Source organism: Vibrio sp. MA40-2 (assembly GCF_047302445.1).
Classification (GTDB): Bacteria; Pseudomonadota; Gammaproteobacteria; order Enterobacterales; family Vibrionaceae; genus Vibrio.
This window is the reverse complement of sequence record NZ_CP178628.1, coordinates 24,809-39,550: the sequence shown is the minus strand read 5'-3', so window position 1 is coordinate 39,550 and position 14,742 is coordinate 24,809. Positions and strand designations below refer to the sequence as shown.

The 14,742-nt window shown below is 41.2% G+C and carries 12 protein-coding genes and 1 tRNA gene; 3 read left to right on the top strand and 10 right to left on the bottom strand.

What is annotated here, in order from left to right; all coding sequences use genetic code 11:
- Nucleotides 1–7: 7 nt before the first annotated feature.
- Nucleotides 8–1,741, bottom strand: coding sequence for an arginine--tRNA ligase (gene argS, locus ACLKML_RS07580; RefSeq protein WP_413284797.1), 1,734 nt, complete (start codon nt 1,739–1,741; stop codon nt 8–10).
- A 212-nt stretch (nt 1,742–1,953) separates the two neighbouring features.
- Here argS and ACLKML_RS07575 point away from each other — a divergent pair, with 212 nt between their 5' ends.
- Entirely contained in the window at nt 1,954–2,550 is a 597-nt protein-coding gene (locus tag ACLKML_RS07575; protein WP_413284796.1) for a VOC family protein, read from the top strand.
- Nucleotides 2,551–2,614: 64 nt separating this feature from the next.
- Here the strand turns inward: ACLKML_RS07575 and gloA are convergent, their stop codons facing one another.
- The 9 genes from gloA to ACLKML_RS07530 form a co-directional block, all read right to left on the bottom strand.
- Complete coding sequence (gene gloA / locus ACLKML_RS07570; protein ID WP_317715392.1) at nt 2,615–3,031, bottom strand: lactoylglutathione lyase; 417 nt, start codon at nt 3,029–3,031, stop codon at nt 2,615–2,617.
- 58 nt (nt 3,032–3,089) lie between these two features.
- Nucleotides 3,090–3,725, bottom strand: coding sequence for an endonuclease III (gene nth, locus ACLKML_RS07565; protein ID WP_413284795.1), 636 nt, complete (start codon nt 3,723–3,725; stop codon nt 3,090–3,092).
- Between the two features lie 35 nt (nt 3,726–3,760).
- Nucleotides 3,761–4,450 (bottom strand): electron transport complex subunit E, encoded by a 690-nt coding sequence (locus tag ACLKML_RS07560; RefSeq protein ID WP_413284794.1) that lies wholly within the window; start codon nt 4,448–4,450, stop codon nt 3,761–3,763.
- Nucleotides 4,443–5,078: an electron transport complex subunit RsxG gene (gene rsxG / locus ACLKML_RS07555; protein ID WP_413284793.1), complete on the bottom strand. Its 636-nt coding sequence runs from the start codon at nt 5,076–5,078 to the stop codon at nt 4,443–4,445. Before rsxG ends, ACLKML_RS07560 begins: the two co-directional genes overlap by 8 nt.
- A 9-nt stretch (nt 5,079–5,087) precedes the next feature.
- Nucleotides 5,088–6,134, bottom strand: a complete 1,047-nt coding sequence (rsxD, locus tag ACLKML_RS07550) for an electron transport complex subunit RsxD (protein WP_413284792.1) — start codon at nt 6,132–6,134, stop codon at nt 5,088–5,090.
- Entirely contained in the window at nt 6,134–8,659 is a 2,526-nt protein-coding gene (gene rsxC / locus ACLKML_RS07545; RefSeq protein ID WP_413284791.1) for an electron transport complex subunit RsxC, read from the bottom strand. Before rsxC ends, rsxD begins: the two co-directional genes overlap by 1 nt.
- 9 nt (nt 8,660–8,668) lie before the next feature.
- Nucleotides 8,669–9,244, bottom strand: coding sequence for an electron transport complex subunit RsxB (gene rsxB / locus ACLKML_RS07540; protein WP_317715386.1), 576 nt, complete (start codon nt 9,242–9,244; stop codon nt 8,669–8,671).
- Nucleotides 9,244–9,825, bottom strand: coding sequence for an electron transport complex subunit RsxA (rsxA, locus tag ACLKML_RS07535; protein ID WP_413284790.1), 582 nt, complete (start codon nt 9,823–9,825; stop codon nt 9,244–9,246). The genes rsxB and rsxA overlap by 1 nt, the downstream gene beginning before the upstream one ends.
- A 190-nt stretch (nt 9,826–10,015) precedes the next feature.
- Nucleotides 10,016–10,091: transfer RNA gene (locus ACLKML_RS07530), tRNA-Asn, on the bottom strand.
- Between the two features lie 660 nt (nt 10,092–10,751).
- On the opposite strand from ACLKML_RS07530, the gene uvrB reads away from it, so the two are divergent.
- A complete protein-coding gene (uvrB, locus tag ACLKML_RS07525) occupies nt 10,752–12,782 on the top strand; it encodes an excinuclease ABC subunit UvrB (protein WP_413284789.1) in 2,031 nt (676 codons plus the stop codon).
- A gap of 438 nt (nt 12,783–13,220) precedes the next feature.
- Entirely contained in the window at nt 13,221–14,672 is a 1,452-nt protein-coding gene (gene luxO / locus ACLKML_RS07520; protein WP_413284788.1) for a quorum-sensing sigma-54 dependent transcriptional regulator LuxO, read from the top strand.
- Nucleotides 14,673–14,742 lie beyond the last annotated feature (70 nt).

Below are 14,742 nucleotides of genomic sequence, written 5' to 3'. Positions count from 1 at the left end.
TGACAACTTACATGCGTTCTAGAGTGTTTATTCCTAATAAAGATAAACCCTGTTTGATGGTTTTCGCCGTTAACGATGCAAGTTTTAAGCGACTTTGCTTAATCGCTTCATTCTCGGTCACTAGAATTGGACAAGCTTCATAGAAACTAGAAAACTGACCCGCTAGCTCGAATAAGTAACTACACATAATATGCGGTTGGCCTTCACGAGCAACCGACTGAACCGCTTCTTCAAATTGAAGCAACTTGGTGATGAGCGCTTTTTCTTTGTCTTCAGAAACAATAATGTCACCAGCAATGTTATCCATTGAAATGTCTGCTTTGGCAAAAATAGACGCAACACGAGTATAAGCATATTGCATATACGGTGCGGTGTTGCCTTCAAATGCAAGCATGTTATCCCAATCGAAAATATAATCGGTAGTACGGTGTTTAGAAAGGTCAGCGTATTTTACTGCAGCCATGGCGACAGTAGAGGCGATGCTTTCCTTCTCTGCGTCACCTAATTCTGGATTTTTACTTTCAATCAGTTTTTGGGCACGAATTTGTGCTTCATCTAACAGATCAGCTAAACGAACGGTACCACCTGCGCGAGTTTTAAACGGACGACCATCTTTACCTAGCATCATGCCGAACGCATGGTGTTCCAGTGTGACATTTTCTGGGACGTAGCCTGCTTTACGAACGATGGTCCAAGCTTGCATCAGGTGTTGATGCTGACGCGAATCAATAAAATACAGAACACGATCGGCGTTAAGTGTTTCATAGCGATATTTAGCACATGCTATATCAGTCGTTGTGTATAAGAAGCCACCGTCTCGTTTTTGGATTATGACGCCCATTGCTTCGCCATCTTTGTTTTTATATTCATCCAAGAACACAACTTGAGCACCGTCATCTTCAACGGCTAAACCTTGTTGTTTTAGATCAGTCACAATAGCCGGTAGCATGTCGTTGTACATGCTTTCACCCATCACATCTTCACGGGTAAGTGATACGTTTAAACGGTCATAGTTGCGTTGATTTTGTAACATGGTGATATCAACTAATTTTTTCCACATTTCTGCGCAATATTGATCGCCACTTTGCAGCTTTACCACATAACCACGAGCGCGTTTAGCAAAGTCTTCGTCTTCATCGTACAGTTTTTTCGATTCGCGATAGAAACCTTCTAAATCAGACAGCTCCATCGACACTTCACCTGTCTCTTGCTGAATTCTTTCTAGGTTAGCGATGAGCATACCGAATTGTGTACCCCAATCACCAATGTGATTGGCGCGAATAACTTTGTGACCTAAAAATTCTAAGGTGCGAACAACCGCGTCGCCGATGATGGTTGAACGTAAATGTCCAACATGCATCTCTTTTGCTACGTTTGGTGCTGAGTAGTCTGCCACGATAGTTTGTTGTGGTTGGGTTGCTACGCCCAATCTTAGATCGGCTAATGCGGCTTCTGCTTGGCTTGCTAGGAACTGTTCGCTCAAAAATATATTTATAAAACCCGGGCCAGCAATTTCAGTTTTACTGGCGATGCCATCTAGCTCTAGAACATCAATCACTTTTTGAGCAAATTCTCGCGGATTCATCCCTAGTTTCTTAGCTACGCCCATTACGCCGTTGGCTTGATAGTCGCCAAACTGAGGTTTTGCCGATTGGCGTACTGCTGCTGGGCTGCCTTGAGGTGCGCCAGCGGCGGTAAGAGCCTGAGATACTTTGTCGTTAATAAGTGCTTGGATATTCACACGAGCTTCCTTCAATTCTTAGAATTGTGCAGTAATACGGTTTTATTGTTGATTTGGGTAAATGGCAAACGTATTACATAAATGTTTATAAAATGGCGGTAATAATACCAACTTAATACAGAGGCTAACAGAGCAACAAAAACAAATATTAATACTTTTTTGTCGGTTATTGATAATATCAGCGCCAATTGGTTGAAATGAGTGTATATAAAATGGATAACAGCTTAACTGAATTAGGGTTAACTCCCGAACAAATGCTTGCAGAGGTCGCACCATTTGTTGATAAAATACACGTGTTAGCTGGCGAAATAGGGCTAGACTTAGTTGATTTACAAGCTGACCATATTGCGCTGCGGATTAATCAACATTCATTAGCCGAACAGGCTCATCAAGCTTGGCTTGACTATGGTGAGGTGATTTCTAGCGCGCAGATTAATGGACGACCGATCATTGTTTATCAGTTTACATCGCCTATCGTGATTGGTTGTTGGCAGATCGAATGCTTAGAATTACCTTATCCTGCTGTTGGCAAAGTGTACCCACAACAAGGTTGGGAGCATATAGAATTTGTGATTCCGTCTAACGCGACAACCGCAGACGATTTTTTACAAGAGCTCATGAATAAGTTCCCGCTTATGAATAAGCGTTGGCATGCTTTAGAAGAGCAGGGGGTAAAAACCAAGCTTTCTAGTCCTAAAGGTGAAGGAGAACGACTCGCCAATCCTACGGTAGCGTTTAAAAAGTCGGGAGTGTGTATAAAATTGCATCCACACTCACTGAAAAATGTGGTTTTATCTGAATCCGAATAAGATATTTTAATGATAAATCTAGACGCGAACCAGTGACTTGTTCGCGCTAGATATTTAGGTTCGCTTATCCTTCCAAACCTTGGCTTGCTTGTTTATTTTGGATTAATTCGATCATGTATCCATCAGGGTCTTTAACAAAAGCAATTTGAGTTGTGCCACCTTTTACCGGACCGGGTTCACGTGTCACGTTACCGCCTACCGCTTTAATAGCATCACAGGTAACGTAGATATCATCTACGCCAATTGCGATATGACCAAATGCATTGCCCAAGTCATATTCTGTCGTGCCCCAGTTGTAGGTTAGCTCAATCACTGCACCAGTAGATTCATCGCCATATCCAACAAAGGCAAGCGTATATTTATATTCACTATTTTCATTTCTTCTAAGCAGTTTCATGCCCATTACATTGGTATAAAACTCTATCGAGCGGTCTAGATCACCAACTCGTAACATCGTGTGTAATACGCGACCATTTGACATTGTTCTTCTCCATTATTTTTTAGACTATTTTGTTTATCTAGTTTGCTTGCTTATTTTATTACGATTCTATTTTTGCAGAATATTCGCATAAGTCTTCAATTATACAGCTGCCACAGCGAGGCTTACGAGCAACACAAGTATAACGACCATGCAATATTAGCCAGTGATGTACATCCAGTTTAAATTCTTTTGGAACCACTTTTAACAGTTTTTTTTCAACGTCATCTACGGTTTTTCCCATAGCAAATTTAGAGCGATTAGACACACGATAAATATGAGTGTCTACCGCAATAGTTGGCCAACCAAAAGCGGTATTCAAGACTACATTGGCGGTTTTTCTACCGACACCGGGCAGCGCCTCTAACGCTTCGCGATTTTCTGGAACTTCACCATCGTGTTGTTCGAGTAACATCCGACAAGTTTTAATAACATTCTCGGCCTTAGAATTAAATAACCCTATTGTTTTTATATACTGTTTTACACCATCGACACCTAGGTCTAATATCGCCTGGGGAGTATTGGCGACAGGGTACAGTTTGTCAGTGGCCTTATTCACACTCACGTCCGTCGCTTGTGCTGACAGTAATACCGCGATGAGTAATTCAAAAGGCGAGTTCCAATGTAATTCTGTTTCTGGATGCGGGTTGTTTTCACGCAATCGTTTAAGGATCTCAATTCGCTTGGTATTATTCATTGGTTACCTAAAGATACTTTCAATGTTGTACTCAATCAGTTTGTTACTCTGACTCTTTCAATTACTGGTTTTTCAATTTTTGGTTTGCGCGCCGCAATTTGTGAATCGATAATATTCTTAAACGCAATGATAAAACCAACACCAATAAATGCGCCAGGAGGCAGCAAAGCCAGTAGGAAGTTACTGTCTACCTGAAATAGCTCTATACGCATTGAAGCTGCCCAGCTACCCAGTAGTAAATCTGCGCCATCAAATAAGGTACCATTACCCAATACTTCGCGAAGCGACCCTAGGATGACAAGAACAGATGTCATGCCAAACCCCATTGATAAACCATCTATTATGGCAGGAATTGGTTTGTTTTTAGCTGCATAAGCTTCGGCTCTACCAATAATAATGCAGTTGGTCACGATAAGTGGAATAAAAATACCTAATGATAAGTACAAACCATAAGCGTAGGCATTCATTAATAATTGTACACACGTCACCAATGCAGCAATGATCATTACAAAGACAGGTAAACGGATTTCTTTCGGTACATAATCCCTGACTAATGAAACCGTCAAATTGGAACTGACGAGGACAAGAGTGGTTGCTATGCCTAAGCCTAGCGCATTGGTCACGGTAGAAGAGACAGCTAGTAATGGACATAGCCCTAGTAATTGAACTAGAACCGGGTTATTCGCCCATAACCCATTTTGAACCAATGTTTTGGTATTACTCATGATTCTCTCCACAGTCTATTGGTTGGGAGTATAGCGCGTCTTTATTGTTGTTATAAAAAATTACGCTATTTTTTACCGCTTTGACTACTGCGCGTGGTGTTATCGTTGCGCCAGTGAATTGATCAAATTGACCGCCATCTTTTTTTACTTTCCAGCTGTCGAGATTTTCTCCTGTCACTTTCTGTCCGGTAAAACCGTCTATCCAATTGGTAATACGGGTATCAATTTTGTCACCCAATCCGGGGGTTTCGTTGTGATTAAGTACGCGTGTTCCAGTCACGGTTCCTGCGTAGTCGATGCCAACAATAATTTTGATTTTTCCACTGTATCCATCTGGTGCGATAGCTTCAAGAGCAATGGCACTTGGCTTACCTTGTAGGGTTGCGACGTAAGCAGGAAGTGGATCAGTACTGCCTAGTTGATCGGATTGATTGACAATACATGCGGAGAACAACTCATTATCATGCAATTGTTCGGGAATAACTTGATTTAAAATTGAGCGTAATTGTTCTTGTTCTTGTTTCAATATTGTATCTTGAGTGAAATAGTGGGTGAGTGCTACTAACCCGGTACAGGCGCAAGCAAAAACCGCTAATGTTGCCCCGTTATTTCTTATCGCGGTTAACATATGTTGTCCTTAATGCCCATAGGTTCTTGGTTTGGTGTAATAATCAATTAGAGGGACGGTCATGTTGGCAATCAAAACCGCAAAGGCAACCCCATCAGGAAAACCACCCCAAGTTCTTATTGCATAAACTAGCAGCCCAATAAGGCAACCGAACACTAAACGTCCTTTTACTGTTGTTGAAGCCGTAACCGGATCGGTTGCGATAAAGAATGCACCGAGCATAGTTGCACCAGAAAAAAGATGCAGCAAAGGGCTGCCAACATCAGCTGGCGAAAACACATAACAAAGGCTACTGATAGTAATAAGACCGATTAAAAAGCCAGCAGGAATGTACCACTGTATCACTCGTAACTTTATCAGCAACAGGCCACCGCACAGATAAGAAAAGTTAACCCATTCCCATCCAACACCTGCAATAATTGAAAAAGGTGCATGAGACATGAATTCTTGGCTTGGTATATTCAGTGTGACCGATGTCTTAAAGGCATCTAATGGTGTTGCCATCGTAATGCCATCAACTCCCATTCTTATTTGTTGTAACGAAAATCCGTCATCATCAAAGCCAGTAAAAATAAGTTTCCAAGCATCGTATAAGCCAATATCTGCTTGGCTGATCGAGTGCGGCGCTATCCAACTGGTCATTTGTAAAGGAAAAGAGATAAGAAGAACGACGTATGCAACCATCGCTGGATTAAATAAGTTTTGCCCTAGACCACCGTACAACTGTTTCGCCACTACAATAGCGAAGAATAAGCCGATAACCATCATCCACCATGGTGAAAGTGGTGGAATTGCTACGGCTAATAACCAAGCTGAGACGATAGCACTGTAATCTCGCAATGCGCTTAATGGAGAGCGTTTTCGAAACAGCATCACAAGGCTTTCCATTGCAACCGCTGCCACTATGGCGAGTAACATCTGAATGAGCGTTCCCCAACCAAAAAAGACGCTTTGCATGACCAGACCTGGAATTGCCGCAATGGCAACCCACTTCATCAAATCTTTAGTGCTCTTTCGATTGTGAGCATGAGGGGAGCTGGCAATAAAAAAGGCCACTACTCTTTCTCCTTAATGTTAGTGCTGTTTGCTGCTGCAGCTTTTTTTGCTTTGGCACGCGCAATGGCAGCGGCGACAGCGGCTTTCTTTTTATCTTGTACTGAATCGGTACTTTGTTGTTGGTCAGATACCGCGTTAGAAGACTCGGTTGAGCTATTGGCGTCGGTATCGGCATCAGCTTGTTTTGCTTGAGCCAATTTTTTTGCTTTGGCGCGCGCAATGGCAGCAGCGACAGCGGCTTTCTTTTTATCTTGCACTGAATCGGTACTTTGTTGTTGGTCGGATACCGCGTTAGAAGATTCGGTTGATGATTCGGTTGGGCTATCGGCGTTGGTATCGGTATCCGCTTGTTTTGCTTGAGCCAATTTTTTTGCTTTGGCGCGCGCAATGGCAGCAGCGACAGCGGCTTTCTTTTTATCTTGCGCTGAATCGGTACTTTGTTGTTGGTCAGATACCGCGTTAGAAGATTCGGTTGATGATTCGGTTGGGCTATCGGCGTCGGTATCGGCTTGTTTTGCTTGAGCTGATTTTTTTGCTTTGGCACGAGCAATGGCAGCGGCGACAGCGGCTTTCTTTTTATCTTGCGCTGAATCGGTACTTTGTTGTTGGTCAGATACCGCGTTAGAAGATTCGGTTGATGACTCGGTTGGGCTATCAGCGTCGGTATCAGCTTGTTTTGCTTGAGCTGATTTTTTTGCTTTGGCACGCGCAATGGCAGCGGCGACAGCGGCTTTCTTTTTATCTTGTGCTGAATCGGTACTTTGCGCGGTATTATCTACGGATTCTTTTTCGTTATCGGCAGAACTTTGGTTAACTTTCTCCGCTTTACGTTCTCTTGCTAGGCGTTTACGTTCTTCGCGTAGCTTCATCATTTCTGAATTGTCTGGTGTGGCTTGGTTTGTTTGACTGGCGGCTGCTTGCCTCGCTTTGGCTTTGGCAATCGCGGCTGCGACAGCAGGCTTCACCGCAGGAGCGTCAGTTGATGAAGTTTTCTGAGCTTTAACTCTGGCGATAGCAGCCGCTACCGCATCATTAGAGTTATTATCAGGTTTTGCCATCTCTTTGCGTCGGTTTTCAGCCACTTGCTTAAAGCGGTTTTCTCTCTCTGCTTTGTCTCTTTCTAAGCGGGCCTTACGCTCTTCAAAACGTAATTTCGCCCGTTCGGCTGCTTCGGCTTCTTCTGTGTTAATACGTATTTCTGCTTTAGCTTGACGATAGTAATGGACAAGTGGGATTTCACTAGGGCAGACATACGCGCAAGCTCCGCACTCAATGCAGTCGGCTAAATGAAGCTCTTCGCATTTATCGAAATTGTTATCTTTTGCGTACCAAAATAGCTGTTGTGGTAATAAAGAGGCAGGACAAACTTCTGCGCATTGGCCACAACGAATACAGGCAATTTCATTTTGTTTATGAGCAATTTCTTTTTTAGTCGGGGCCAGTAAGCAGTTAGTGGTTTTAGTTATGGGTACATCTGTAGAGGGTAAAGTGAAACCCATCATTGGGCCACCCATTATAATTCTAGGTAGTTTTTTGTCTGGTTGACAATGAAATTCATTTAATAGTGCTTGTACCGGTGTACCTAGTCTCGCGTTGACATTTTGCGGTTGCTTAAATGCATTTCCGGTTAAAGTAACGATTCTTTCGATTAAAGGTTTACCATCAATAACGGCTTTTTTGATGGCATGCACAGTACCGATATTTTGAACTAATATTCCAATATCAGCAGGAATACCTTTCTGTGGCACTTCTTTATTCGTTAATAGCTTAATTAACTGTTTTTCGCCTCCAGAAGGATACTTAGTTGGAATTGCACGAATTAGAAGATCAACGTTGAGCGCCGCCACTTCTAACGCTTTGATCGCTTCAGGTTTATTATCTTCTACTGCAATGATGATAAGCTCCGGGTTTAATATGTGCTTGAGCACATCAATACCTTGAACTATTTCGTCTGCGTATTCTCGCATCAACATATCATCGGCAGTAATATAAGGTTCGCATTCCGCTGCGTTGATGATAAGGATTTCTGTTTTGGCAATACCTGATTGTATCTTACGCCCAGTTGGAAAACCGGCGCCACCAAGCCCTGAAATACCAGCTTGACGAATGGTGTTTATTAATTTTTCTGGCGAGAGATTTTGAAAATCAGGATGTGGATTTAGCGATATCCATGCATCTTCATTGTCTGGTTTTAACACAATGCAGGTTTCAGTTAAGCCCGATGGGTGAGCGGTTTTTCTTGGCTCTATGGCAATAATTGTTCCTGATGTTGGCGCATGGACAGGCAGCATAAAGCTCGCGGTGAATTTAGTCAGCGGTTGGCCTTTTAATACTTTGTCGTCAACCTTGACCAATAGGTCGCCAGGTCGACCAATATGCTGTTTAACCGGTAGGACCAACTCTTCCGGTAAGCTAGCATTGACTATATCGGTTTGCGTTGATTGTGTTTTATTCTCAGGTGGATGAATTCCTCCGGGAAAACTCCAGAGTGCACCATGGCGAATTTGTTCAACTAGCGATACCATCTTTTTCCTTTAACCTATTGATTTAGATTTTTCTGTAACATCAACGACTGGTATGGAGTCGAGTTTCCATTTCCAGGTAGCAGTAGTGGTTTCGATTGGAATCATTTCAATACAATCGGTTGGGCATGGTGCAACACATAAATCACAACCTGTACATTCACTTTTAATCACAGTATGTAGTGCTTTGGTTCCACCTACTATGGCGTCAACTGGGCATGCTTGAATGCACTTAGTGCATCCAATACACATATCTTCATGAATAAAGGCGACCTTTTTGATTGGTTCTGCGCCGTCCTGAGGTTCAAGATCAGGTTCTACCCCCATAAGCTCGGCTATTTTTTCTATAGCGGCTTGTCCTCCGGGAGTACATTTATTAATACTGTCTCCATTGGCGACAGCTTCTGCATAAGGACGACAACCAGGATAGCCACACTGCCCACATTGCGTTTGTGGTAATACAGCATCAATTTGTTCGACAATTGGATCCGCTTCTACTTTAAAGCGAATAGATGCAAAACCGAGAAATGCGCCAAAGATTCCAGCAAGTACAGCAATAGCAACTATAGCGATAAGGATGGAAGTCATTACAATTTCACCAAACCAGTAAAGCCCATAAACGCTAACGACATTAAACCAGCGGTGATCATAGCGATAGATGCCCCTTTAAATGGATTAGGAACATCTGCTGCCGCGATTCGTTCTCGCATAGAGGCGAAAAGAATTAAAACAAGAGAAAAACCGACCGCTGCGCCGAACCCATAAATAATGGATTCTATGAAATTATGGTTCTCGTTGATGTTAAGTAGTGCCACGCCGAGCACTGCGCAGTTTGTTGTTATTAGAGGCAAAAATATTCCTAGCAACCGATAAAGGGTAGGACTAGTTTTATGCACTAACATTTCGGTAAATTGTACCACAAACGCGATGACCAATATAAAGCTCATCGTTCTCAAGTATTCTATTCCCAATGGTGAAAGTATATAAGTTTCAACCAAATAGGCGCAGACAGAGGCGAGTGTTAAAACAAACGTCGTGGCTAGGCCCATGCCAATCGCTGTTTCCAGCTTCTTGGACACACCCATAAATGGGCACAAACCCAGAAATTTAACCAGCACAAAGTTGTTCACTAGCACAGTGCCGACTAGTAGTAGTAAGTAGTCAGTCATGATGATACGTATTAGGAGATCGTGAATTTTATATTATCTCGTTTTGAGTCACTAATAACAACCGAGAATCTTAAGGGTTTTTAATCAAATGCGTGATTTTTTGTCTTGTGGTGTTTTTTTTACCAATTACGGCGACAGCTAATGCAAAAAAAGCCACATTAGCGAAGCTAAGTGGCTTTTTTGTCTAATTTGGCTCCCCCTGCAAGACTTGAACTTGCGACATACGGATTAACAGTCCGCCGTTCTACCAACTGAACTAAGGGGGAAGAGTTTGAGCACCGAATATTAGCGATGACGATTTAAACTGTCAATACAGAATTGAAATCTTTATCAAAAAAAAATTTATGATTTTTCTTGATTTTTCTATATGCCTCGTAAATAAAAGGCTCGGGCCACTTATCCACTAATTTTGTGGATAAGTCTGTGGATTAATTCTTACTAAAAATTAAACATAAATTTTCTATTGATCAAAATAAAGTGATTTTCATTTAAGTTGTTGAATTTAAGGCTATTAATGGCTTTTGTTTCGAAGAGATGATTTGGTGTTCAAATTGGCGATAGACTAAAAAAGTGCTTAATATGCACTAAATTGGGGACAACAAGTGGATTAAATAAATGAAAAATAAATGTTTGGAGCGCGAAGGGGCGACGATTCTATCAAAAATATTGAGTTTAATCTACTGCTCAGAGAGCATTTATTCTTTTATTTTTTAAGATTTATTTGTTTATGTTCAATTATTACTTTTCTCAGTATTGATTTCTATTCGTAAACCAATAAACACTACTTTTATGAGGTATTTATTACGGAATAAATTAGGCATCGCGTTGTTGTTGTAAAGTGGTTATCTTATTTAAAAGCGAGATCGAACTCATGATGAGTGCTACGATTATCAGCGTCATTTAAGCCAAATATAAGAATGTAGACTATGAGCAAACAATATAACCTGGTTTCCGATTATCAGCCGGCGGGAGATCAGCCCACTGCGATACAGAAATTACTCGATGGATTAGATAATGGCTTAGCGCATCAAACCTTACTTGGCGTTACTGGATCAGGAAAAACATTTACTTTAGCGAATGTTATTGCTCAGTCTAAGCGACCGACTATTCTTCTTGCTCCCAATAAGACACTTGCCGCGCAACTCTATGGTGAGATGAAAGCTTTTTTCCCTAATAATGCGGTTGAATATTTTGTTTCATATTATGATTATTATCAGCCTGAAGCTTATGTTCCAACTACCGATACTTTTATCGAAAAAGATTCATCGGTTAACAAGCATATTGAACAGATGCGGCTTTCGGCAACCAAAGCATTATTAGAGCGAAAAGACGCCATTATTGTTTCATCAGTATCGGCTATCTATGGCTTAGGTGATCCTGATTCCTATCTGAAAATGATGTTGCATGTGACCAGAGGTGACCATATTGGTCAAAGAGACATTATTCGCCGGCTTGCTGAACTTCAATATACTCGAAATGATGTTACGTTTGAGCGTGGTCAGTTTAGAGTTCGTGGTGAAGTGATTGATGTATTTCCTGCTGAATCGGATCAAGAAGCGGTTCGTATTGAACTGTTTGACGATGAAATAGAGTGTTTGAGCATTTTTGATCCACTAACCGGTGCGGTTAGCCAGAAAGACTTACCTCGCTTTACTATTTATCCCAAAACCCACTATGTTACTCCGAGAGAAAAGATTCTTGAGGCTATAGAACAAATAAAAGTGGAATTAAAGCAACGTACCGCTTATTTATTAGAAAATAATAAATTGCTTGAAGAACAACGAATTTCCCAAAGAACACAGTTTGATTTGGAAATGATGAATGAGCTTGGTTTTTGTTCTGGTATAGAAAATTATTCACGGTATTTAAGTGGTCGTGCAGAGGGTGAGCCACCTCCGACATTATTTGATTACCTACCGAAAGACGGCTTGCTTGTTATTGATGAATCTCACGTTACCGTTCCTCAGATAGGCGCAATGTTTAAAGGCGATCGCTCGCGAAAAGAAACCTTAGTTGAATTTGGCTTTCGTTTGCCTTCTGCGCTAGATAACAGACCCTTGAAATTTGATGAGTTTGAAGCATTAGCGCCGCAAACTATTTTTGTTTCAGCCACACCTGGCAATTATGAATTAGAGAAATCGGCTGACGATATCGCCGATCAAGTCGTTCGTCCTACTGGTTTATTAGACCCAAATATTGAAGTGCGGCCTGTTGCCACTCAAGTCGATGATTTGCTGTCTGAAATACGTATAAGAAGTAGCAAAAATGAGCGTGTTCTTGTTACCACGTTAACTAAAAGAATGGCCGAAGATTTAACAGAGTATCTTAGTGAGCATGAGGTAAAAGTTCGCTACTTACATTCCGATATTGATACGGTAGAACGTGTAGAAATAATTCGTGATTTACGCTTAGGTGAATTTGACGTTTTAGTTGGAATCAACTTATTGCGAGAAGGGCTCGATATGCCAGAGGTCTCTTTGGTTGCTATTTTAGATGCTGATAAAGAAGGCTTTTTGCGATCGGAGCGCTCCTTAATTCAAACTATTGGCCGAGCGGCACGAAATTTAGAAGGTAAGGCTATCTTGTATGGCGACCGAATTACTAAATCAATGCAAAAGGCAATAGATGAAACTGAACGACGTAGAGACAAACAGCAACAGCATAATGCTCAAAATAATATCGTGCCACAAGCGTTGAAGAAAAATATCAAAGATATTATGGAAATTGGTGATATAGCCAAGACCCGAAATCAAAGAGTGTCAAAACAAGTGCCGTTATCTAAAGTGGCAGAACCATCTAAAGATTATCAAGTTCTCACTCCTCAGCAATTAGAGAAAGAAATGATCAAATTAGAAACAGAAATGTTCCAGCATGCACAAAACCTAGAGTTTGAACTTGCGGCGGACAAACGAGATCAAATTGATACGTTAAGGAAGCAGTTCATTGCTAATAGCTAATTCACTTCTTTTATTAGTGTAGCCATTAATACTAAGGCAATTAATTATTGAGAGTTGCTGTCTCGGATACAAAAATTAGATAAAAAAATAGCCAACTGGAATCGCTCCGGTTGGCTTCATTTTGTGGAAATTTGATCCACTAACAACGTCAGTTGGCTAGGGACCCAATAGGGTCTTAGTTTATATAGCAGTTATCATGCCAACTTAAAAATCCTTTCATATAGTAATTGTATCGCGATGAAGCGAATATATTTTCGTTTTAAATTGCATTCTGCATATCAAAATGCAATTATTTTTATATTGCAACACAATTGCTGACCAACTTGATGGGTAGTCGATGCAAAAAATGGTGGGTTGATGTAAAAAAGTTAGTTGATGTAAAAAAATCACCTCAGTTTAAAAATATTCAGAATATAAAATATTAGCCAAGGCCATCTTATGAACAAATTAGATCTTGCTCCTAAAACAAAATATTTATTGATGGTCGAAGATACGGCTTCAGTAGCGGCTTTATACAAGTCTTTTCTTACCCCATTAGGGATCGACGTAAAAATAGTCGGTTCAGGTAAAGCTGCCTTAGAGATGTTAACGGAGGGAATTCCCGATCTGATTTTATTGGATCTACGCTTGCCCGATATGACAGGTATGGATGTCTTGCATGCAGTGAGCCGTTTGTATCCAGATGTGCCGATTATATTTATGACCGCGCATGGATCAATTGATACTGCCGTTGATGCGATGCGACATGGCGCGCAAGATTTTCTGATAAAACCTTGTGAAGCCGATAGGTTAAGGGTCACAGTGAATAACGCGATTCGTAAAGCGGAAAAAACCAAAAGCGTTGGCAGTGAAGATATGTCAAGCGTGCGTAGTCAAAACAATTATCAAGGATTTATTGGCAGTAGCCAGATGATGCTATCTGTTTACAAAACTATTGATTCGGCCGCAACCAGTAAAGCGAGTATCTTTATTACCGGAGAAAGTGGTACCGGAAAAGAAGTATGCGCAGAGGCAATACACGCTGCGAGTAAGCGAAGAGACAAACCATTCATTGCGATTAATTGTGCAGCAATCCCTAAAGACTTGATTGAAAGTGAGCTATTCGGCCATGTAAAAGGTGCGTTTACTGGTGCAGCAACAGAGCGTCAAGGAGCAGCTGAAATGGCTAACGGTGGCACTCTATTTCTAGATGAATTATGTGAAATGGACCTAGATCTGCAAACTAAGCTGCTTCGATTCATACAAACTGGTACGTTTCAAAAAGTAGGTTCATCAAAAATGAAAAGTGTTGATGTACGTTTTGTTTGCGCCACTAACCGTGATCCATGGAAAGAAGTACAACAAGGCCGCTTTAGAGAAGATCTTTACTATCGTTTGTATGTCATTCCGTTGCATCTTCCCCCACTGAGAGACAGAGGTGAAGATGTGGTCGAGATTGCTTATTCTTTATTGGGTCATATTTCGCTAGAAGAAGAAAAATCATTTATGCGTTTTACGCCAGATGTGATTGAACGATTTATTGGCTACGAATGGCCGGGAAATGTTCGCCAATTGCAAAATGTTATCAGGAATGCAGTGGTACTTAACCATGGAAAAGAAATTGAATTAAGTATGTTACCACCGCCACTTAATCAAATGAGCACAGAAATTGCTTCTGACAACGCGAACGAACAAAGTTCAGTCGAAAATTTGGATTTAACAGTGAACGCTGAACTAACGTTGTCAGAGGGTAAATCTATATCAACGGATAACATCGTTCCACTGTGGTTAGCAGAAAAACAGTTTATTGAACAAGCGATTAACGCTTTTGATGGCAATATACCTAAAGCAGCCAATGCCTTAGAAGTGAGTCCATCTACTATTTATAGAAAACGCCAAGCGTGGAAATGATATTTTATCGGTTCGATGGCGTTTGCTCGAGTTGAATCAGTCATAGCTAGGAGAACAAAGACAGTGATTA

Excerpts from the sequence above, each read along its gene's own strand:
- ACLKML_RS07575 (WP_413284796.1), top strand. The coding sequence starts at position 1,954 with ATGGATAACAGCTTAACTGAATTAGGGTTAACTCCCGAACAAATGCTT.
- gloA (WP_317715392.1), bottom strand. The coding sequence starts at position 3,031 with ATGTCAAATGGTCGCGTATTACACACGATGTTACGAGTTGGTGATCTA.
- nth (WP_413284795.1), bottom strand. The coding sequence starts at position 3,725 with ATGAATAATACCAAGCGAATTGAGATCCTTAAACGATTGCGTGAAAAC.
- ACLKML_RS07560 (WP_413284794.1), bottom strand. The coding sequence starts at position 4,450 with ATGAGTAATACCAAAACATTGGTTCAAAATGGGTTATGGGCGAATAAC.
- rsxG (WP_413284793.1), bottom strand. The coding sequence starts at position 5,078 with ATGTTAACCGCGATAAGAAATAACGGGGCAACATTAGCGGTTTTTGCT.
- rsxC (WP_413284791.1), bottom strand. The coding sequence starts at position 8,659 with ATGGTATCGCTAGTTGAACAAATTCGCCATGGTGCACTCTGGAGTTTT.
- rsxB (WP_317715386.1), bottom strand. The coding sequence starts at position 9,244 with ATGACTTCCATCCTTATCGCTATAGTTGCTATTGCTGTACTTGCTGGA.
- rsxA (WP_413284790.1), bottom strand. The coding sequence starts at position 9,825 with ATGACTGACTACTTACTACTACTAGTCGGCACTGTGCTAGTGAACAAC.
- uvrB (WP_413284789.1), top strand. The coding sequence starts at position 10,752 with ATGAGCAAACAATATAACCTGGTTTCCGATTATCAGCCGGCGGGAGAT.
- luxO (WP_413284788.1), top strand. The coding sequence starts at position 13,221 with ATGAACAAATTAGATCTTGCTCCTAAAACAAAATATTTATTGATGGTC.